This window comes from Ottowia thiooxydans DSM 14619, from assembly GCF_000422885.1.
GTDB lineage: Bacteria > Pseudomonadota > Gammaproteobacteria > Burkholderiales > Burkholderiaceae_C > Ottowia > Ottowia thiooxydans.
Map to the genome: position 1 here is coordinate 90,174 of NZ_KE383944.1, position 19,073 is coordinate 109,246.

General features: G+C 58.8%; 19 protein-coding genes and 2 pseudogenes. 15 read left to right on the plus strand and 6 right to left on the minus strand.

Features of this window, described 5'->3' with window-relative positions; all coding sequences use genetic code 11:
- Positions 1-263: 263 nt before the first annotated feature.
- From G518_RS0132075 to G518_RS41610, 3 genes and pseudogenes are all read left to right on the plus strand, one after another.
- A complete protein-coding gene (locus G518_RS0132075) occupies positions 264-1,142 on the plus strand; it encodes an MOSC domain-containing protein (protein WP_028605951.1) in 879 nt (292 codons plus the stop codon).
- Between the two features lie 226 nt (positions 1,143-1,368).
- The gene (gene ychF / locus G518_RS0132085) at positions 1,369-2,460 is read left to right on the plus strand and encodes a redox-regulated ATPase YchF (protein ID WP_028605952.1); all 1,092 of its coding nucleotides are present in this window, start codon (positions 1,369-1,371) and stop codon (positions 2,458-2,460) included.
- Between the two features lie 249 nt (positions 2,461-2,709).
- Positions 2,710-3,395 (plus strand): annotated as a pseudogene (locus G518_RS41610) (IS3 family transposase); the annotation flags it as partial.
- Positions 3,396-3,462: 67 nt separating this feature from the next.
- On the opposite strand, the gene G518_RS39700 reads toward G518_RS41610, so the two are convergent.
- Together G518_RS39700 and G518_RS39705 are read right to left on the minus strand one after the other, a co-directional pair.
- Positions 3,463-4,131 (minus strand): IPTL-CTERM sorting domain-containing protein, encoded by a 669-nt coding sequence (locus tag G518_RS39700; RefSeq protein ID WP_084652469.1) that lies wholly within the window; start codon positions 4,129-4,131, stop codon positions 3,463-3,465.
- Positions 4,132-4,473: 342 nt separating this feature from the next.
- Positions 4,474-4,662: pseudogene (locus G518_RS39705) on the minus strand (integrase core domain-containing protein); the annotation flags it as partial.
- Between the two features lie 464 nt (positions 4,663-5,126).
- On the opposite strand from G518_RS39705, the gene G518_RS0132105 reads away from it, so the two are divergent.
- From G518_RS0132105 to G518_RS0132145, 9 genes are all read left to right on the plus strand, one after another.
- Positions 5,127-5,687, plus strand: coding sequence for a cytochrome b (locus G518_RS0132105; protein WP_036596847.1), 561 nt, complete (start codon positions 5,127-5,129; stop codon positions 5,685-5,687).
- A gap of 25 nt (positions 5,688-5,712) precedes the next feature.
- Positions 5,713-6,288 (plus strand): YceI family protein, encoded by a 576-nt coding sequence (locus tag G518_RS0132110; RefSeq protein ID WP_028605956.1) that lies wholly within the window; start codon positions 5,713-5,715, stop codon positions 6,286-6,288.
- A gap of 102 nt (positions 6,289-6,390) precedes the next feature.
- Positions 6,391-6,963, plus strand: coding sequence for a YceI family protein (locus G518_RS0132115; protein ID WP_028605957.1), 573 nt, complete (start codon positions 6,391-6,393; stop codon positions 6,961-6,963).
- Between the two features lie 162 nt (positions 6,964-7,125).
- Positions 7,126-8,094 carry an AraC family transcriptional regulator gene (locus G518_RS0132120; RefSeq protein WP_036596849.1) on the plus strand — a complete coding sequence of 323 codons (969 nt, stop codon included), beginning with the start codon at positions 7,126-7,128 and terminating at the stop codon, positions 8,092-8,094.
- A gap of 127 nt (positions 8,095-8,221) precedes the next feature.
- On the plus strand, positions 8,222-8,806 hold the full coding sequence (locus G518_RS0132125) for a carboxymuconolactone decarboxylase family protein (RefSeq protein ID WP_028605959.1): 585 nt from the start codon (positions 8,222-8,224) through the stop codon (positions 8,804-8,806).
- The gene (locus G518_RS0132130) at positions 8,796-9,884 is read left to right on the plus strand and encodes an acyl-CoA dehydrogenase family protein (RefSeq protein ID WP_028605960.1); all 1,089 of its coding nucleotides are present in this window, start codon (positions 8,796-8,798) and stop codon (positions 9,882-9,884) included. The genes G518_RS0132125 and G518_RS0132130 overlap by 11 nt, the downstream gene beginning before the upstream one ends.
- A 22-nt stretch (positions 9,885-9,906) precedes the next feature.
- Entirely contained in the window at positions 9,907-10,794 is an 888-nt protein-coding gene (locus G518_RS38015; RefSeq protein WP_084652471.1) for an ABC transporter ATP-binding protein, read from the plus strand.
- A 110-nt stretch (positions 10,795-10,904) separates the two neighbouring features.
- The gene (locus tag G518_RS38020) at positions 10,905-12,065 is read left to right on the plus strand and encodes an ABC transporter substrate-binding protein (RefSeq protein ID WP_036596851.1); all 1,161 of its coding nucleotides are present in this window, start codon (positions 10,905-10,907) and stop codon (positions 12,063-12,065) included.
- 157 nt (positions 12,066-12,222) lie between these two features.
- Entirely contained in the window at positions 12,223-12,981 is a 759-nt protein-coding gene (locus G518_RS0132145; RefSeq protein ID WP_028605961.1) for an ABC transporter permease, read from the plus strand.
- A gap of 92 nt (positions 12,982-13,073) precedes the next feature.
- On the opposite strand, the gene G518_RS38025 is transcribed toward G518_RS0132145, so the two are convergent.
- From G518_RS38025 to G518_RS0132165, 4 genes are all read right to left on the minus strand, one after another.
- Positions 13,074-13,880 (minus strand): sterol desaturase family protein, encoded by an 807-nt coding sequence (locus G518_RS38025; protein ID WP_051237650.1) that lies wholly within the window; start codon positions 13,878-13,880, stop codon positions 13,074-13,076.
- 57 nt (positions 13,881-13,937) lie between these two features.
- Positions 13,938-14,486, minus strand: a complete 549-nt coding sequence (locus G518_RS0132155; RefSeq protein ID WP_169458034.1) for a midcut-by-XrtH protein — start codon at positions 14,484-14,486, stop codon at positions 13,938-13,940.
- A 132-nt stretch (positions 14,487-14,618) separates the two neighbouring features.
- On the minus strand, positions 14,619-15,272 hold the full coding sequence (gene alkB / locus G518_RS0132160; RefSeq protein WP_051237654.1) for a DNA oxidative demethylase AlkB: 654 nt from the start codon (positions 15,270-15,272) through the stop codon (positions 14,619-14,621).
- Positions 15,273-15,312: 40 nt separating this feature from the next.
- Positions 15,313-15,786 carry a YqaA family protein gene (locus tag G518_RS0132165; protein ID WP_028605964.1) on the minus strand — a complete coding sequence of 158 codons (474 nt, stop codon included), beginning with the start codon at positions 15,784-15,786 and terminating at the stop codon, positions 15,313-15,315.
- Positions 15,787-15,928: 142 nt separating this feature from the next.
- Between G518_RS0132165 and dusB the strand changes: the two genes are divergently transcribed.
- From dusB to purH, 3 genes are all read left to right on the plus strand, one after another.
- Positions 15,929-16,978: a tRNA dihydrouridine synthase DusB gene (dusB, locus tag G518_RS0132170; protein WP_028605965.1), complete on the plus strand. Its 1,050-nt coding sequence runs from the start codon at positions 15,929-15,931 to the stop codon at positions 16,976-16,978.
- Positions 16,975-17,208 carry a Fis family transcriptional regulator gene (locus G518_RS0132175; protein ID WP_028605966.1) on the plus strand — a complete coding sequence of 78 codons (234 nt, stop codon included), beginning with the start codon at positions 16,975-16,977 and terminating at the stop codon, positions 17,206-17,208. Before dusB ends, G518_RS0132175 begins: the two co-directional genes overlap by 4 nt.
- Before the next feature lie 84 nt (positions 17,209-17,292).
- Positions 17,293-18,897: a bifunctional phosphoribosylaminoimidazolecarboxamide formyltransferase/IMP cyclohydrolase gene (purH, locus tag G518_RS0132180; protein WP_028605967.1), complete on the plus strand. Its 1,605-nt coding sequence runs from the start codon at positions 17,293-17,295 to the stop codon at positions 18,895-18,897.
- Positions 18,898-19,073: the final 176 nt, after the last annotated feature.

Consider the following 19,073-nt stretch of genomic DNA (forward strand, 5'->3'; position numbering starts at 1 on the left):
AGAGCAGAGCCGAAGTGCCGCACATGACCGGAGGGCGCCAGGCTTCCAAGGTCGCCTCGAAAACGAGTCTATGGGGCAGAAGCGGTCCACGGGCATGTGGACGTGAAACCTCTGATTTCCACATCAGAAACCAGCGAGCAGGAAACTGTGTCCTTCCTGGAGCTTGTTCCCGGTCGAGCCGGGCCGCCTTGCCAGCGTTCAGAGACAATGCAAGATTCGGCTACGCTTTTCGCATATTTCTCGTGCTTATTTGGATGCCAAGAATGTCTCAATCTGATACCCCCTCAAGCGACGTGCAGGCAAAAATTGCTCGCCTTTTCGTGCACCCCGTCAAATCCTGTGCCGGCGTGGAGGTGCGCGAGGCGGTGCTCACAGAAACCGGCTTGGATCTCGACCGCGCCTGGATGGTGGTGGACAGCTCGGGCACCTTCATCACGCAGAGGGATCTGCCCCGCATGGTGTTGATTCGCCCTCAAATCAAAACCTTCGAGGTGATCTTGCGCGCCCCTGGCATGCTTGCCCTGCATGTGGGCATTGACCAGGTTGATTCCCCCGCCGTTGTGCGCGTTTGGAAAGACGAAGTGCCCGCATGGGACATGGGCGATGTGGCGGCCCAGTGGTTCAGTGATTTTCTCGGGCAGCCGGGGCTACGGTTTGTTCGTTTCGATCCCGAAGTGCAACGGCTCGCGTCGAAGCAGTGGACTGGCGAGGTAGACGCCGCCATCGAGTTCGCCGATGGCTTTCCGCTCCTGGTGGCCAGCGAGGCTTCGCTGGAGGGCTTGAATACACGCCTGCATGCGGCGGGTCATGAGGCTGTCGGTATGGAGCGTTTTCGGCCCAATATTGTGTTGGCCGGCGTCGAAGACCACGATGAAGACCGACTTGAAGAGCTGACTATCTCCACCGAGGAGGGGCTCGTTCGTGTGCAGCCGGTCAAGCCGTGTCCGCGCTGCCCCATCCCAAATGTGGACCCAGGCACAGGTGTGCCTGGTACCCATGTGATGGATGCCCTGCAAAGCTACCGAGCCGATCCACGGCTTGATGGTGCCATTAGCTTTGGCATGAACAGCATCGTGCGCGAAGGTGTGGGCCATACGCTTCGCGTGGGCGATGTGGTGACGGCGAACTTCAAGTTCGATTAGAGCCGCGTGGAGGGTTTTCGGCAGCTTCAGGTGCCCGCGCCCGAGCTTTCCGCGATCAGTACAATCAGTATCAGTTTCCCCTTAGGCAAAACGAGGACAAAGCCCTCGAAAAATGACCGAAACACCCGGCTTGCAAGAGCGCTTGCGCCAGGCGTGGATCGGGCAATTTCACCATGCTGGCATTCTGCTCAGTGGTTTGTAAGGGGTTGATTTACAAGGAATTTCCATGAGCTTGCAATGCGGCATCGTGGGCCTGCCCAATGTGGGCAAGTCCACGCTTTTCAACGCGCTGACCAAGGCGGGCATCGCCGCCGAGAACTACCCCTTCTGCACCATAGAGCCGAACACCGGCGTGGTGGAAGTGCCTGATCCTCGTCTGGCGAAGCTGGCCGAGATCGTGAAGCCTGAGCGCGTATTGCCTGCTATCGTCGAATTTGTCGATATTGCGGGCCTAGTGGCTGGCGCGAGCAAGGGTGAAGGATTGGGTAACCAGTTTCTGGCCCATATTCGCGAAACCGATGCCATCGTCAATGTGGTGCGCTGTTTCGAAGATGAGAACGTCATCCACGTGGCGGGCAGGGTTGATCCCATCTCGGATATCGAGGTGATTCAGACGGAACTGTGCCTGGCTGATCTGGGTACCGTGGAGAAAGCAAACTACCGCTACAGCAAGGCAGCCAGGAGTGGCGACAAGGAAGCTGCGGCCATGATCAAGCTGTTGGGTCCGGTGGAAGAGGCGCTGAACCAGGGCAAACCTGTGCGAACGCTGAATCTTTCAAAAGATGAGCAAGCCATCCTCAAACCGCTTTGCCTGATCACCGCCAAGCCAGCCATGTTTGTGGGCAACGTGTCCGAAGATGGCTTCGAGAACAATCCGTACCTGGATCGCTTGAAGGAGTATGCAGCGACCCAGAACGCGCCCATAGTCGCCATCTGCGCCAAGATGGAGGCTGACATGGCCGACATGACAGATGAAGACAAGGAAATTTTCCTGGCCGAGATGGGGCAGGAAGAGCCCGGGCTGAACCGTTTGATTCGCGCTGCGTTCAAATTGCTGGGTCTTCAAACCTACTTCACCGCTGGTGTGAAGGAAGTTCGCGCATGGACCATCCATATCGGCGACACCGCGCCGCAGGCCGCTGGCGTGATCCACGGCGATTTCGAGCGCGGCTTCATCCGTGCCCAGACCATTGCCTACGATGACTACATTCAGTTCAAGGGTGAGCAGGGCGCCAAGGATGCGGGCAAGATGCGCAGCGAAGGCAAGGAATACGTCGTCAAGGATGGCGACGTGCTGAACTTCCTGTTTAACGTCTAAACAGGAAGAGATGTTCGTCAGGGTACGCCTATGTCCTTAGATATGGGGCTCGCCCTGTGGGCAATGAGGAGGAGTGGTTCGTCACTGACCGCCGATGCTCGGGGGTATTCGCTTCGCGTGGGGGCACAGTAGGGGGGGCTACCATTTGCAATTTACCAAGGCTAAAGCAAGCGTGCCCCCTGCAGTCTCAGAACCCGCATGGGCTCTGGTTTTAGGCCTTTTTGAGCCAGTCCCGTACTCAGGCGCTGAGTAGCTCAAGAACGTGGCGGGATGATGGACCTCCAAGCGAGCCGGCTGCTGCGCGGTGAGGCCGCCACTGAGGTTGAGCGTTTGCAACGCGAACTGCGTCGCGTGACCACGGAGCGCGACATCCTAAAAAAAGCGCTCGGCTACTTTGCCAAGGACCCGTAGTGAAGTACGGCTTCATCACGCGGCATCGTAGCGTCTGGCCCACCCGCACTATGTGCAGGATTCCGGCGGTCTCCCATAGTGGCTTCTACGAATGGATGGGTGGAGCGCCAAGCCAGCGCAACCAGGACGATGCGAGACTAACCCGTCTTATCTGAGAGAGCTTCGAGCTCAGCGACCGAACCTACGGCAGTGCGCGTGTCTGGCACGACCTTAGAAAGCTGGGCGAGCGCTGCGGGATGAACCGCGTCATCCGGTTGATGCATCTGGTCAAGCTGCAGGCCCGCCACAAGCGACGCAGACTACCTAGCGATAAAGGCAGCAAGCCTGACAACCACATCGCACCCAACCATCGGCAGCGCGACTTCCACGCCAGTGGACCAAATCAGAAGTGGCTAGCTGACTTTACCTACATCTGGACAGCTGAAGGCTGGCTTTACGCAGCAGCTGTGATGGACCTGTACTCACGCCGCATCGAAGGTTGGTCGATGAGCGAGGCCATGCAGGTCAAGGTGGTGAGCTACGCATGATTAATGGCTATATGGCGGCGGGGCAAAACCAGTCGCCAGGAAAATTTGATCCTATTTGCGGCGGTCACTTGCTACGACGTCTTATTAGCGGAAAACCAAAAAACAAGAGAGCTGAACTCAAAATCATTAAGCCGTATTCACTCAGGCTTGGAACGTTGTGCACTCCACCGTTAGTGGGCGCTACAGCAGCTACTGTCACTGTTGCAGATGTCGGCGAAGAACAAATGGTCGATGGAACTTGGTCTAGGTGAAAGCCAGTTTCGGCATCAATGGTAAATTGTTTTGAGAAGCATAAGTTATAACTTATGACATATGTGCCAGCTGGCACCGTGGCCGTGGTCGTCACTGCACCTGTAACTGTATTAAGAACAACGCCCGAGTGGGTGGCGGGCGTTAATACCGTTAGTATCAATTCATTCAGATTCGCTGCGTCATACTTGTTTCCATCGTCGAAATCATCAGGGCCTCTAAAAATCGTGTCATTAGATATGACATTGGCAATTGGAGTGGATGCCGTACCGACCAATGCACTGCCCACATCGGGGGTCCCTGTCAAAAAGGACGAGTCGGTAATGCTTGTGCAAGCCTCGTTAAATATATTAACAATCTGACTATCTTCGCATATGATTATTGTGCTCTGTGCTTTAACTTGGGTAGTGCCACCAAATAGCAATAATGCCGCTATAGCAAGATAAGAAGGATTTCGAAGGATGCGTGACATAGATGCATACATAAATAAATCCTTCACATGGACATTAAAATTTGTGCCGCCCGTTTACCCAAGGAGAGCGCCTGCTTAGAACGAGTAGCAATACAAACGAGTAACCCTACAGATCATCAAAATTCTCAGTGTGGAAGTAAACTCGCAAGATTCCCATGAAATTAATTGTTCATAGATTCATTTTCTTGTCGTTTGGTTTTTAGTAAAATATTCTTATTTTTGGCTATCAAGATGGTAGAGGCAAAAAATTGCCATAGATTTCTACATTCATTGTGGCCTTAACCAGACACACTACTCTGACTGATTAGCAACCAAGATCGGCCATCACCTCGCCTTTGAATCGTCCCGGACTTCCTAGACACTATTGAGCCATTGGGAGTGGCGCCGCTTGGGGTTATAGAACATCTCGATGTAGTTGAAGACATCGGCTCTGGCGTCATCACGGCTTGGCTAGATCAGACGACGGATGCGTTCACGTTTGAGCAGCTGGAAGAAACTCTCAGCTACGGCGTTGTCGTGACAGTTGCCGCGGCGGCTCATGCTGTTTCTCGGTTTCAGGAACACACGGTCACGACGGCAAGGCGCCTGTCGTGGTTGCGGCGTGTTCCAAGATCCGCTTGAGTCAGTACCGAACCGCATGATCTCCCTCGAGTCGTAAGACGGGGCACTGACGAGTCGCTAGCCAAGCCTCACGGCGCGGGCGGCTTCGGCCTGGAGGTTTTCCCTCATCGTACTGGGCGGCCCATGCCAGGAATACAGGGTGCCGTGCCCCAGGCGCTAACTGAGCCGGAAACGATGGCCCTATCGAAAAGTGAAATGTCCAGATTCAGTGGACGCATCGACACTTCAACTTGTATGTGGTTATGTATTCGCCTATGAAGTGGTGGCTTTGCTTTTTTAGCGATTCAACGCGGCACTAATTCAAGGGAGCGATTGAACTTTTCCCCCTGAATCAGGAACCTATCCTGCTTGGGCACTTTCTGCCCAGCTTGAAAAGAGTCATTCCTGTGCGCGCTTCCCGTTCATCTTCGTCTCGCTACACACATGTGGCCATCGCATTTCATTGGCTATTGGCCTTGGCGCTCGTGGGGGTGTTCGGCGTTGGTCTGTATATGACTGGACTGTCATTTTCACCGGCTAAGCTGAAGCTTATGAACTGGCACAAGTGGGCGGGGGTGACTATCCTGATTTTGTCGTTCTTGCGCTTGCTCTGGCGCCTTACGCATCGTCCGCCACCACTGCCTGCACAGGTTGTGGAAGGCATGCCGCTCTGGCAGCGTGCGGCGCACCACGGCACACATTACCTGCTGTACCTGCTGTTTTTTGCGGTGCCGTTGATTGGGTGGGCCTACAGCTCTGCCGCAGGATTTCCTATTGTGCTGTTCGGAGTGTTGCCACTGCCGGATTTGCTCTCAGTTGACAAGGCACTGGCCGAATCCATCAAGCCCTGGCATGGCACGGCTGCCTTTGCCTTGGCGGCGCTGGTGTTGCTGCATGTGGCGGCCGCGCTGAAACACCATTTGATCGACCGCGATGGCTTGCTGGCCCGCATCGGCTTGAGTCGTTGAGATTTTTACTTTGATAAGGATGTAGATGTTATTTCGTTCCCTGATTCCAAGCGCGATGGCCGCCGCAGTCGCGCTGGTTGCTGCCGCACCTGCGCTCGCGCAGCAGGCGTTGGTGCCTGCCGAGAGCAGCGTTAGCTTCGTGAGCAAGCAAATGGGTGTGCCGGTGGAAGGCCAGTTCCGGAAGTTCGGCGCCCAGATTGCGTTCGACGCAGCCAAGCCCGAGGCCGCAAAAATCAATCTGACGATTGATACAGGTAGTGCGACTCTGGGCGTGAAAGAGACTGATGCCGAGCTACCCAAGCCCGTGTGGTTCAACGTACCGAAATTCCCGCAGGCCACTTTTCAGTCCAAGAGCGTCAAGGCGTTAGGGGGAGGTAAATTTGAAGTGGCAGGGCAACTGGCTATCAAAGGCGCTACCCGTGACGTGACGGTGCCGGTACAGCTCACGCAGGCTGGCGGCAAGACTACGGCCAGCGGTCAGTTCGACATCAAGCGACTGGCTTACAAGATCGGCGAACAGGAGTGGGCTGACACCTCCATGGTCGCTGACGACGTGCAGGTCAAGTTCAAGCTGGTGTTGACCGGCGTTGGAAAAATCTGACCAGAACTCAAGTTGAAGATCCAGCTCCAGCTCCAGCGAATTGTGTGGATGCAGGAGCTATATTTTTTATAGCAAGTCTTATCTTAAGAAAGGATGCACTTCATGCGTCAATCCCTTACTGCCATCGCTATTTGTTCTACTCTGGCCGCTGCACTGCCCGCCCAGGCTGCTGACTACGTGACCGAACCTACGCACACCTCCGCAATTTTCGAGATCAGCCATTTCGGCGCTGGGGTTAACCGGGCGCGCTTCGACAAGGAAGAGGGCACGATCAAGTACGACCCGGTTGCCAAGACCGGCCATGTGGAGCTGCGCATTGATGCCGCATCCATCTCCACCGGCGTGCCGCCCTTCGATGGTCATTTGAAAGGCGAGCAGATGTTCAACGTCGCTAAGTACCCGACCATCAAGTTTGTCAGCACCAAATTCCACTTTGACGGCGACAAGGTCAGCACTGTGGATGGCCAACTCACCATCAAGGACAAGACCCACCCGGTTACCCTGAAGGCGACCCAGTTCGCTTGCTACCAGAGCCCCATGGTCAAGCGTGAAGTGTGTGGTGGTAATTTCGAAGGCATCATCGACCGCACTCTGTGGGGCATGGACTACGGTCTGAACATGGTGGCCGGTAAGGACGTCAAGCTGATTGCCACGGTGGAAGCTATCAAGCAGTAAGCGTCTCGCGCTTAAAAGTTCGGGAGAGCGAGGTGGCGTCCTTCTTGGCTCGTCACTTCGCTGAAACGCATGATGTCCAAATAGGCCGGCGGCTACGCAGGGCATAAGCTAAGAACAAACCCGTCGTTGGTGATCCAGGGTGTCTAGGCCAGACTCGCAAGCATGTCTGCAGTCTTGAATTCGCCTCGGCCCGACGCCGACGACCCAACCTCATCGCTTGAGCAGGTTGCAAACCGCTTGCTCGAGGGCTTGCGCTGGCAGGCCCGAATCTTCCACGTGGGGCAGTACTGCGGCCGCTGGCGTGCGTCTACAAGCGGACACTCCCAGGCTAGCTTTCATCTGGTGCTGCACGGGCGCTGCTGGCTGCACCGGCCAGGTCATCCTTGCGTGGCGTTGGGGCCACGCGATGGTGTGTTTCTGCTGCGCGATATGCCGCATTTCATTTCGCCCTACGAGGACGCGAATATCGCTTGCCCGGCGCAGCCCATGCAGCCGCTGCAAGCTACAGGCAGCTTGGGTGCGACAGGGTTGGCCTGCGGCTTCTTTAGCTTTGATGGTCCAACCCAGGCGCTGGTGACGGGGGCTTTCCCTGATGTCCTGGTGCTTCGTGCTGGCCAGGAAGCCACGGCCGACACGGCCTTGCTGTTTGAACTGATGCTGCGTGAGGCGCAGCGCAGTGCCGAGCCGGGCTCGGCAGCGTTGGACCGTCTGTCGGGCCTGCTTTTCTTCTATGCGCTGCGTCAACTGGCCGTGACCGAACCTCAGGTGGGCGGCGTGCTGGGACTTTTGCGCCAGCCTGGTTTTGCTCCGCTGGTGCTCCAACTGCTGGAGGCGCCCGAGCAGCCTTGGAGCGTAGAAGCGATGGCGCGGCACGTACACCTGTCGCGGGCCGCATTGTTCCGGCGCTTTCAGTCGGCCTGCGGTCAGTCGCCCCTGCAGTTTTTGCTGTTGATACGGATGCAAGTGGCGACACAAAGATTGTCGCGCGGCGAGTCCATCGCGCGCGTGGCAGAAGCGGTGGGCTACGAATCGGTGGCGGCCTTTGCGCGGGCCTTCAAACGCACGATGGGTCAGCAGCCCGGTGCCTGGCGCCGCAGTGAAGCTTGCCAGGACGGGCCAAGCTCAGCGTAAGCGTATTCATATTGCTGGAAGCAAGTGGGGATGAGGGGCGTTCGAGCAGTAAAGCGAGACCTTCGGGCATAGAACTTCTGTGCTCGCGTGCCGACAATTAATTTTTGGGCTTCACCACTCTTTCGCCATGACTCGCCTGACCTTGCACACTACCGAGACCGCTCCCGAGGGGAGCCGCGCCCTGGCCCTGAAAATTCAAGCTGCTAATGGTTTCTTGCCGAACCTCATCGGCATACTCGCCAATGCGCCAGAGGCACTGGAAACTTACGTGACCGTGAGCCAGCTCAATGCCACGGGTGGACTCGGGTTGGCTGAGCGAGAGGTGGTGCAGATCACCGCTGCGCGTGTGCATGGCTGCGACTTCTGCGTGGCTGGCCATAGCAAGATTGCACTCAAGCAGGCCAAGCTGGCTGACACTCAAGTGATTAGCTTGCAACAAGGGCAAGACACCGGCGACGCCCGCCTGGACGCTGTGCGGCGCTTTGCCGAGTCCGTCATTGCCACGCGCGGCGCGGTAGACGATGAGGCGCTGGGAGGTTTCCTGGCTGCGGGTTTCGATCAGCGCCAGGCGCTTGATGTGGTGCTGGGCGTGAGCTTGGCGACCCTGTGCAACTTCGCAAATAACCTGGCCCGCAGCGAAGTCAATCCCCAGTTGCAGCCCTTCTTGCCAGCCCAACTCCAACAGCAAGGCGGAGTCGTCCATGCTGACTGAGGATCAACGCGGATGGTTGGACGCGAACGCCGAAGCACTGGATGCCAGCGATGTGCGTGCGTCCGTCGTGGTGCCGTGGTTAGGTGGTTCCGGTCTGCTAAGGCACGGTGTGCCAGAGGTGCAAGGCGGGCGTGGTGGACCCCTCAGCGATGCGATCGAATCTGTGTCCCAGGTGGCCGAGCATTCCGTGGCCGCGGCTTTTGTGTTCTGGGGGCAGCGCGTGCTGATAGAGCTCTTGTTGGCGAGCGACAACGAAGGGCTGCGGGCGCGTCATCTGCATGCACTCTTGCAAGGGCAGGGTGCGGGTGCTTCCGGTTTATCGAACGCCATGAAATTTCTCAGTGGCATCGAGACGCTCAACATCCGCGCCACTGCGCGCGATGATGGGCGTGGCTGGATCCTCGATGGCACCGTACCCTGGTGTACCAATCTTCGACCCGGCGACTTTCTGGCCGCGATGGCGGTCGAACGAGCCGATGGTGCGCCGCCGATGATCGTCGCGCTGCCGCACGACAGAGCGGGCTTGCAGCGGTCATCGGATCTGGATTTGATGGCGCTGCGTGGTACTCACACTGCTTCGTTGCGGCTGGATGGGGTGAAGATCGAACGCGATGACCTGTTGGCCGAGAGGGCTTCAGCCTACCTGCCTCGAGTTCGGCCGGCATTCCTGGGCCTGCAATGCGGTCTGTCCATTGGGCTGGCGCGCGCGGCACTGGCGGTGGCTGAACGGCGCGTAGGCGCGGGGCGCGACGTCCTCCTGGCGCCCATCCTGGCAGTGAAGACGCGGCTTGAAGATTTGGTGCGTGCGCTGAAGGATGGCGTGGACAGTGGACTGTTTGTCGCTGAGGCGCATCAGCTCTTTCGTATCAGGCTGGCCTTGCATGAAAGCGTGCACCAGGCCTTGCAGATGGAGCTGCAGGCCAGCGGCGGCCGGGCCTACCATCAAGACCTGCCGGGAGGCTTTGCCCGCAGATGGCGTGAATCAGCGTTCATTCCCATCGTGACACCTAGCGTGACTCAGTTGCTAGGTGAACTGGCCAAGCGCGACGCTAAGGTCACTGCTGGGGTGCCGGCGTGAGCGACATGCGCAGAGATCATCGATGAGCGAGCTCCTCGAGTCCGCGTTGCCGCGCCCACTTCTTCAAGGCAGTGAGCTCAGCTTTGGCTATCCCGGCGGTGCGCTGGTGTTCGAACAGGTGTCGCTTGAAGTGGGTGAGCGAGAGATCGTGTGTCTGCTGGGCGGCAGCGGCTGCGGCAAGTCCACTCTGCTGCGCCAGCTTGGGCGCCTGGAGCAGACTGAAGGCGCGCAGTTAGCAGGCGAAGTGCGTTTGGCGGGGGAGCCATTGCGAGCACCACATCCGCGCATGGCCTTGGTGTTCCAGCAACCCAGCTTGCTGCCCTGGCTGGACGCGGCGCGCAATGTGGGTTTTGGCCTGGACTTCAAGCACCAGCCCGCGCTGGACAAAGCGGCCCGAACACGACGAGTGAATGAGGCGCTGGCTGCCGTAGGCCTGCAAGGGCAGGGTGGTCTCTACCCCGCACAGTTGTCTGGGGGTATGGCGCAGCGTGTGGCTTTGGCCCGCGCGCTGGCGCGCGAACCGGAGCTGCTGCTGGCCGATGAGCCTTTCTCTGCACTGGATGCGGTCACTCGCGCTGAAATGCAGGAGCTGCTGGTCGAGGTAGTGCATCGGTGGCGCAGCGCCGTGCTGCTGGTCACGCACGATATTGATGAGGCCATCCTCGTGGGCGACCGCATCTTGCTGATGGGCGGCCACCCAGGGCGCATCGTTCGCGAATGGCGCGTGGATATCCCTCGCCCGCGGGAGGCTTATCCCGAAGCTGTCACCGCTTTGCGCCTGCAAATACTTGAAGCGTTGCATACGGTGCGCCATGCCGGTACGGCATCGATTAAGACATCGGCATCTCCCCATTTCTCTGACGCTCCAACGCCAAATATTTTCATGACCCAAGAGAGCACGACACCATGACCTTCCGCTTTCCCCTTGACCGCGCGAATAACTCCCTCCCGGGCGATTCCACCCGCCTCTCGCACGTCTGCGCGTCGTCGAACTGCGGTTGCGGGCTCACACGCCGTGACATGCTGCGCCTCAGTGCGCTGACCGGCGCGGGTGCTGCTGGGTTGTTGCGTGCAGGCGATGCGCGCGCGCAAGCCTTCAAGGGCGACGACCAGCCAGTGAAGATAGGCTATCTGCCTATTACCGATGCAACCCCGCTGCTGGTAGCGCACGGACGCAATCTGTTTCAGGAAGAAGGCCTTAAAGCGGAGGCACCTCGCCTGTTCCGTAGCTGGGCGCAGATTGTGGAAGCCTTTGTCGCCGGGCAAGTCAACGTGATCCACCTGCTATCTCCGGCCACACTATGGGTGCGCTACGGTTCCAAGTTTCCCGCCAAGGTGGTGTCCTGGAACCACGTGAACGGCTCAGGCCTCACGGTGGCGCCCGATGTGCAGTCCCTGGCAGATCTGGGAGGGCGCACCGTCGCGATTCCCTTCTGGTACTCGATCCACAACATCTTGCTGCAAGATGTATTGCGCAACGCGGGGCTGACGGCCGTCACGCGTACACGCGGTGCCGCTATAGGTCCGAAGGAGGTGAACCTCGTTGTACTGGCGCCGGCGGAAATGGTCTCTGCGCTGGCAGGCAAGAGCATCGCGGGCTACATCGTGGCCGAGCCCTTCAACGCTGCCGCTGAAATCGCTGGCGTGGGCAAGGTGCTGCGATTTTCTGGCGACATTTGGCGCGACCATGCGTGCTGCGTCACTTTCCTGGCTGAACGCGACGTGGCGGACAAGCCCGAATGGACGCAACGCGTGACCAACGCGCTGGTCAAGGCGCAGAAGTGGACTCTGAGCAACCGCTTGCAGACGGCGCAGCTGCTCTCCAATAGCGGGCCTGGCAAGTACACCCCGCACAACCAGCAGTCCTTGGCCAAGGTGCTGGCCGCCACAGATTACTCGGACTATGAGAAAACCGGAGTGGTACGAAATAAAGGCTGGCACCAGCGCCGCATCGACTTCCAGCCCTATCCCTATCCGAGCTATACGGAACGGTTGGTGCGTGCCATTCAAACCACCAAGATTGAAGGCAATGATGACTTTCTTAAAGGGCTGGATCCGGCCTTCGTCGCGCGAGACCTGGTGGACGATCGCTTTGTACGCAAGGCCATCGAAAGCGTGGGTGGTCCTTCGGTCTTTGGTATTCCCGCCAATTACCGTCGGCAGGAAGTGTTTGCAATCTAAGGGTCCTCGTTCATGTTCGCTCCATACGCCTGGACTACGCGGCGCCTCGTTGCAAACACTTCTCAGCTAACGCGAGGTGAGGGTGCTTTGCGCCGCTGCCTGAACTCCTTGGTGGGGCCGTCAAGGCATTATCAAAACATGCGCAAACGCTGATTGCATGCTGCGCCGTTATCTGCTGCCTCTCACGGGGCTGACACTGATCTTGGGGCTGTGGTGGGTTGGCAGCCTCCTTCTTACAGCGCGCACACCCATCGCTGCAGCGTTCGCTCCCTGGCCCTCGCTGCAAGCACTGGCCGCGCTGCTGGTAGGGCCGGACATATGGCACCACACCCTCCTGAGCATGGAGCGCGTAGGTGTAGGTCTGATGCTGGCCATTGCCTTTGGCGTGCCGTTGGGCATTGCCACGGGCATGTGGCGGGGCTTTGCTCAGACCACGGGGCTGGTCTTCCAATTCTTGCGCATGATTTCGCCGCTTTCCTGGATGCCTATTGCCGTGATGGTGTTGGGGGTTGGCGACGCGCCGGTGTACTTCCTGCTGGCTTTCGCTGCCGTGTGGCCCATCTTGCTGAGTACGGCTGCTGGCGTGGCGCAGCTCGACCCCAATTGGCTGCTGTTGGCACGCAGTCTTTCAGCCACAGGGCGCGAGACCGTCTGGCGCGTCATTTTGCCGGGCGTCACGGCTCAAATCCTCACTGGCGTGCGGTTGGCCATAGGCATCATCTGGATTGTGTTGGTGCCCGCTGAAATGTTGGGTGTCTCGGCAGGATTGGGCTACTTCATTCTCGATACGCGTGACCGCCTGGCCTATTCAGAGTTGATGGCGGCGATTGTGCTCATCGGTGCGCTTGGTTTTCTGCTCGACCATGCCGCCCGCTGGTTGCACGCGCGTTGGCTGAGGGCGCCTGACCGAGATTGAGAGTGACACCTCGCGACGAACGGGGCTATGAAATCAACAAGTCAGTGCTCAGAGGCACAAACCTTCATGCGGCTCCACCACCGCTTGGAGGTTCAACCTTCCAGGGGCTTTGTTGACGTCGTCGACCGGCGAAACGGCGCCATCAGAAGTGCCCACAGGGATTGGCTGCGTGCGTCGCGTGCTGTTTCCAGCCCTATGGTCAAGGCTCGGCCTTTGTCGGGCGCAGCGGGAGAGGCGCTGCGGAACAACCGGTCGAACAGCGGAAGCACCGTGGCGTAATTGCTGTCGGTTTGAATGCGCTCGGCACTATGGTGTGTGCGGTGGTAGGCTGGTGTGACAATGAAATTGCGCAACACCTTGTCCAGCCCATCCGGTAGTGCCAAGCTGCTGTGTGAGAGTGTGCTGATCACCACTGCAGTCATGCTGTAAGTCAACACGGCCCATACTGGCGGCGCCAGCACCAGCAGCACCGGTAACGAGATCAGTGCGGTGATCACGTTTTCAACGGGGTGATGCCGGTGTGTCGTTGTGGCATCCAGTTCGGGATCGCTGTGGTGCACAGAATGCAGGCGCCACAACCAGTTCACGTGATGTGAAATCCGGTGTAGCGCGTAGGCGATCGCGTCCAGGGTCAGAAACGTGATCACCCATTGCGCCCATACGGGGGTGCCCAATGACGAGAGCATGCCGCTTTCTGGCCTGATCTCCAATGCCCGGGAGGCCGCCCAGCTCAGTGTAGACGCCGAGAAAGCGGCGCCAAGCGCTAACGCGGAGAGCGCCAGATTTCGGAACCAGCGTAGAAGAGGCGGAGTGGAGCTTGGATGCAGCGGCAACACCACTTCCAGCAACATCGCCAAACTCAGGCTGAAGATAACGGCAGCGAGATAGAGATTCAGCACGCGCCTAATATATTTGAAGTGACTTGCATCTGGGTGCAAGTCTTATGCCTTCTCGAATTACTGGTAGGGGTAGCTGAACCTGATGTCGCACTTGCCGTTTGTCGACAAGACCGTGCCCACCTGGCACTCTGGAAATTCGCTTGGGGGGGGCGTCATGATGTTCCAGGAACCGGGGTTGATCGCCTTGATCCGCAATTTGACGCCGGAGGTGTTGGTCAGGCGGGTCCACTCATCACCATTCACACTGCCTCCGGTGGCCGACGACAGGTTGAGTTCGGCAGGCGTTTCCACGACAGCTTCGGCTTGACCGATCAAGCCATGCCCGGCCGCCGTGGCAGCGACAGCGCCGCCGACCAATACGAGGTTCGACAGCAGTCTGCCATTCACTCGCCCGCGCAGCGCGCGGTATGCCACCACAGTAAGTAACACGGCAAGAAGTATCAGTGTCCACTCGCCCAGCGTTGGGACCGCAGTAACGACAGGAACCTGCGCCGGCACCGGTTCGTAATCAATCACGGGTGGAGGAATGCCGGCCCAGACTGATGAACCGGTGATGAGCAGCGTGGCCATGGCCAGGGTGCGCGCAATTGGAAATCTGCTGAGCATGACGCCCTCCGAGTAATAATTTTTTAGCAACATGTATTGTGATCATGTTACTTAATTCATGTCAATGTGACTTAAGTCACGATTTACCCTTGGAATTGAGCGTTCTGAAGACGTCTTCGGGTTCTCAGGTCGTCAGGTGAGCGAGCCCGCACGCCTAAAGGTCAGATTGATTCTCTCCGTACCCAATAACGGATGAGTGCTTTCCTTGATTGGCGCCACACCGTGAAAGCGCAGCCGGTCCACACCGCCCCAGACCACTACATCGCCATGAAACAGCGGCACCCGCTCCGCACGGTCCGTGCGGGTCTCACCGCCCCATAGAAACAGGGCGGGAACACCAAGCGACACGGAGACAATCGGCGCCGAATAGTCGAACTCATTTTTGTCCTGGTGGAGCGACATCCGGGTGCCGGGGCGATAGCGGTTGATCAGGCATGCGTCGGGCACGAACCCGGCAAAGCCTGCTTGCGCGGCTGCTTCATATGCCAGTTGGTGAAAAGGTTCTGGCAAGGAAGGCCAATGCAACCCGCTTTCCGGGTCGCGGGGGGTGTAGCGGTACCCGTGAATATCGCTGGTCCAGCCCAGCGCGCCGCAGTTGGTCAGACGTACCGACATGCTCCGTCCGCCCGGTGTGACCATTTGACGAAAGGGGGCTTGCACAATGATGGCTTGCAGGGCTGACCACACTGTTTGAACATAAGGAAGCGCGAAACCGCGCAGCACCATGGCTTGCTGGCCCAGGCGCTTCTCGCAACCCGCGAGGGGGTTGATGAGAGGATCATCCAGGTCGAACAGCGAGTCGGTGGTCACTGGGCTAGTTACTTGGCTAGGCACTGGGCCAGATATAGAGAAGGCCAAAGGTCATCACGACATACCTGAGGAACTTGCCAGCGGCCATGTAGCCGGTGCAAGGCAGCAGCGGCATTTTCAACCAACCGGCCACAGCGCACAAAGGGTCACCGATGATGGGCAGGAATGAGAGAAAGCACGCCTTGGGACCCAAGCGTTCCAGCCATTCGAGCGCGCGCAGATGCGTGGCCGAGTGCCGGTACTTATCGATCACCTTGTGCGCGCCCAGGCCCATCCACCAGGTCAGCATGCCGCCTAGCGTATTGCCCAACGTGGCCACCGCGATGGCGGGCCAGAGCAAGTGGGGGTTCAGTTTGATGAGGCCGAACACTGCCGGCTCGGAGCCCAGGGGCAGCAGAGTGGCAGAGGCGAACGCCAACACGAACACGGTGGATAGGCCGTATTCGGGCAGAGCGAGCGCGCTGAGAAGAGATTGCAGCCAAGCTTCCATGTGGCCGGCAAGTGTAGACCGTGTGGTGCTCAAGGGGATTGCCATCTCACCGCCGGTCATTTCAATTGCTGAAATTTTAAGCAGCTAGAATTGCCCTCCTGCCGGTCCTTCCTTGTCCTCCCCTCCGCGCCTTTCCAAGCCCATGCAGATCGGTTCCTACGTCCTGCCTAACAATGTATTTGTCGCGCCGATGGCTGGCGTGACGGATCGGCCTTTTCGGCAACTTTGCCGTGGCTTTGGTGCTGGATATGCCGTGAGCGAGATGGTGACATCACGCAAGGACCTTTGGCACACCCTGAAGACGTCCCGCCGCGCCGATCACACCGGCGAACCGGGGCCGATCGCGGTGCAGATTGCCGGCACTGATGCCGAAATGATGGCCGAGGCGGCTGTCTATAACGTCGATCGTGGCGCCCAGATCATTGACATCAATATGGGCTGCCCGGCCAAGAAGGTGTGTAACAAATGGGCCGGCTCGGCGCTGATGCAAGATGAGCCGCTGGCGCTTGGCATCATTGAGGCCGTGGTGGCTGCTTGTGCGCCGCACGGCGTTCCGGTCACGCTGAAGATGCGAACAGGCTGGTGCGCGCGTGAGAAAAATGCCGTGCGCATTGCACGCGCTGCTGAAGCGCTTGGCGTGCAGATGATCACTGTACATGGCCGCACGCGCGAGCAGGGCTACAAGGGGAGCGCGGAATACGAGACCATCGCCGCGGTGAAGGCTGCGGTGCGTGTGCCTGTGGTCGCTAACGGAGACATTGACTCTCCGGCCAAGGCCCAGGCTGTATTGGCTGCCACGGGTGCCGACGCCGTCATGATTGGCCGGGCCGCTCAAGGGCGGCCATGGATTTTGCGTGAGGTAGCTCACTATCTGGCCACGGGCGAGCTGCTGGCACCGCCGCTGGTGCTGGAAGTGTGCCGCGCTCTGCTGGTGCATTTGCAGGACCACTACACGCTGTACGGCGAGTACACAGGCGTGCGGTCAGCGCGCAAGCACATCGGCTGGATGGTGCGAGGGCTCGTGGGAGGCGAGGAGCTTCGCGCCAGGATCAATGAGTTGGAGGATGCCGACGCGCAGTGGCGGGCGGTGAGTGACTATTTGCAGGCGTTGGCCCAGAGCCACGAACGCTGGCCGCACGCCATAGCGTTAAAAACGCCTGCCAACGAGGTGGAAACGCCACGAGAACTATGAGCAAAAAGCATATAGAGGAATGTGTTCGCGAGAACCTGGAGGAGTATTTGCGAGACCTGGATGGCATTGAGCCCAACGGGCTGTACGCCATGGTGATGAAGGTGGTGGAACGGCCAATGCTTGATGTCGTCATGCAGCGTGCCGAGCACAACCAGTCGCGCGCAGCCGAATGGTTGGGCATGAACCGCAATACGCTGCGCAAGAAGTTGGCGGAGCACAAACTAATTTGACGGCCCGCGGGCGGATGCCCGCAAGGCTATCGAAGCCGGTTCGCCGGCCTGCGTTTTTTATCTTCTCTTTGAACGAATCCAAGCATGAACGCCCTGATTTCCGTATCCGACAAAACCGGTGTCACCGAGTTCGCTGCCGCGCTGGCTGCGCTGGGCATCAAACTGTTGTCCACCGGCGGTACCGCCAAGCTGCTGGCTGACGCCGGTTTGCCGGTCACCGAGGTGGCAGAGGTGACGCGCTTTCCTGAAATGCTGGATGGCCGTGTCAAGACACTGCACCCGGCCGTCCATGGTGGGTTGCTGGCGCGGCGCGACATGCCCGAGCACATGCAGGCGCTTGAAGAGCATGGCATCGGCACCATCGATCTTCTGGTGGTCAATCTCTACCCCTTCGAAGCAACGGTCGCCAAGCCCGGTTGTACCTTGGCAGATGCCATCGAGAACATTGATATTGGCGGGCCAGCCATGGTGCGAAGCGCCGCCAAGAACTGGCGGCACGTGGCTGTGTTGACCGATGCGGGTCAGTACGCCGGTGTGCTCGATGAGCTGCGCTCCGGTGGGGGCCGTCTGAGCGATGGCACCCGCTTCGCACTGGCCACTGCAGCATTCAATCGCATCAGCGACTATGACGCGGCCATCAGCGACTACCTCTCATCCATCGATTTTTCCGCGGCATCGGATTCAGAGCCACCAGCCAGGGGGCTGTTCCCTGCCCACAGCAATGGCCGTTTCGTAAAGCTTCAGGATCTTCGCTATGGCGAAAATCCGCATCAGCAGGCCGCCTTCTACCGGGATATGTACCCTGCTCCGGGCTCGCTGGTGACGGCCGAACAGTTGCAAGGCAAAGAACTTAGCTACAACAATATCGCCGATGCTGATGCAGCCTGGGAATGCGTCAAGCAGTTCACGGCGCCGGCTTGCGTGATCGTCAAGCACGCCAACCCTTGTGGAGTGGCTGTGGGTGCTGATGGCCTGGAAGCCTACGGCAAAGCTTTCCAGACCGATCCCACCAGCGCCTTTGGCGGCATCATTGCCTTCAATGTGACTGTGGACGAGCGTGCAGCGCAGCAGGTGAGCAAGCAGTTCGTTGAGGTTCTGATGGCACCCGAGTTCACGCCGGAAGCGCTGGCGGTATTCAAGGCCAAGGCCAACGTCCGGGTGCTGCGTATCTCCCTGGAAGGCGTTCAGCGCGATGGCAAGTCTGCTTGGGCGCGCGGCCTCAATGCCATGGACGTCAAGCGCGTGGGCTCTGGTCTGCTGATGCAAACCTCAGATAACCACGAGTTGGCCTTGTCTGATCTGAAGGTGGTCACTCAGCTGCAACCCACGCCAGAGCAATTGCAGGATCTGCTATTTGCCTGGAAGGTGGCCAAGTTCGTCAAGAGCAATGCCATTGTCTTCTGCAAAGCTGGCATGACCATGGGCGTAGGCGCTGGCCAGATGAGCCGGCTGGATTCCGCGCGCATTGCCAGCATCAAAGCGCAGCATGCGAGTTTGTCTCTGCAAGGCTCGGCGGTGGCCAGCGACGCGTTCTTCCCGTTTCGCGACGGCCTCGACGTGGTGATCGACCAAGGGGCGACCTGCGTCATCCAGCCTGGTGGTTCCATGCGCGATCAGGAAGTGATCGACGCGGCCAACGAGCGTGGCGTGGCCATGGTCTTCTCAGGGGTTCGCCACTTCAGGCATTGAGTTTTTAGTCAATCATGGTCGCCACGGTGCACTCACTGCCGGCGACTTTGAGATACGACAGCCTCCTGGAAAGCCAGGGGGATTTCCCGGCAGAACGGGGATACAGCACTGCACCTAAAACGGCTTTTTCAGGCTGTTTTAGGATGTGACCTAGGGTAAACACGCTGACTTGTACG

What these genes read in the sequence shown, in the direction of transcription:
- G518_RS0132075 (WP_028605951.1), top strand. Translation starts at nt 264, where the DNA reads ATGTCTCAATCTGATACCCCCTCAAGCGACGTGCAGGCAAAAATTGCT.
- ychF (WP_028605952.1), top strand. Translation starts at nt 1,369, where the DNA reads ATGAGCTTGCAATGCGGCATCGTGGGCCTGCCCAATGTGGGCAAGTCC.
- G518_RS39700 (WP_084652469.1), bottom strand. Translation starts at nt 4,131, where the DNA reads ATGTATGCATCTATGTCACGCATCCTTCGAAATCCTTCTTATCTTGCT.
- G518_RS0132110 (WP_028605956.1), top strand. Translation starts at nt 5,713, where the DNA reads ATGTTATTTCGTTCCCTGATTCCAAGCGCGATGGCCGCCGCAGTCGCG.
- G518_RS0132115 (WP_028605957.1), top strand. Translation starts at nt 6,391, where the DNA reads ATGCGTCAATCCCTTACTGCCATCGCTATTTGTTCTACTCTGGCCGCT.
- G518_RS0132120 (WP_036596849.1), top strand. Translation starts at nt 7,126, where the DNA reads ATGTCTGCAGTCTTGAATTCGCCTCGGCCCGACGCCGACGACCCAACC.
- G518_RS0132125 (WP_028605959.1), top strand. Translation starts at nt 8,222, where the DNA reads ATGACTCGCCTGACCTTGCACACTACCGAGACCGCTCCCGAGGGGAGC.
- G518_RS0132130 (WP_028605960.1), top strand. Translation starts at nt 8,796, where the DNA reads ATGCTGACTGAGGATCAACGCGGATGGTTGGACGCGAACGCCGAAGCA.
- G518_RS38015 (WP_084652471.1), top strand. Translation starts at nt 9,907, where the DNA reads ATGAGCGAGCTCCTCGAGTCCGCGTTGCCGCGCCCACTTCTTCAAGGC.
- G518_RS38020 (WP_036596851.1), top strand. Translation starts at nt 10,905, where the DNA reads ATGCTGCGCCTCAGTGCGCTGACCGGCGCGGGTGCTGCTGGGTTGTTG.
- G518_RS0132145 (WP_028605961.1), top strand. Translation starts at nt 12,223, where the DNA reads ATGCTGCGCCGTTATCTGCTGCCTCTCACGGGGCTGACACTGATCTTG.
- G518_RS0132155 (WP_169458034.1), bottom strand. Translation starts at nt 14,486, where the DNA reads ATGCTCAGCAGATTTCCAATTGCGCGCACCCTGGCCATGGCCACGCTG.
- G518_RS0132165 (WP_028605964.1), bottom strand. Translation starts at nt 15,786, where the DNA reads ATGGAAGCTTGGCTGCAATCTCTTCTCAGCGCGCTCGCTCTGCCCGAA.
- dusB (WP_028605965.1), top strand. Translation starts at nt 15,929, where the DNA reads ATGCAGATCGGTTCCTACGTCCTGCCTAACAATGTATTTGTCGCGCCG.
- G518_RS0132175 (WP_028605966.1), top strand. Translation starts at nt 16,975, where the DNA reads ATGAGCAAAAAGCATATAGAGGAATGTGTTCGCGAGAACCTGGAGGAG.
- purH (WP_028605967.1), top strand. Translation starts at nt 17,293, where the DNA reads ATGAACGCCCTGATTTCCGTATCCGACAAAACCGGTGTCACCGAGTTC.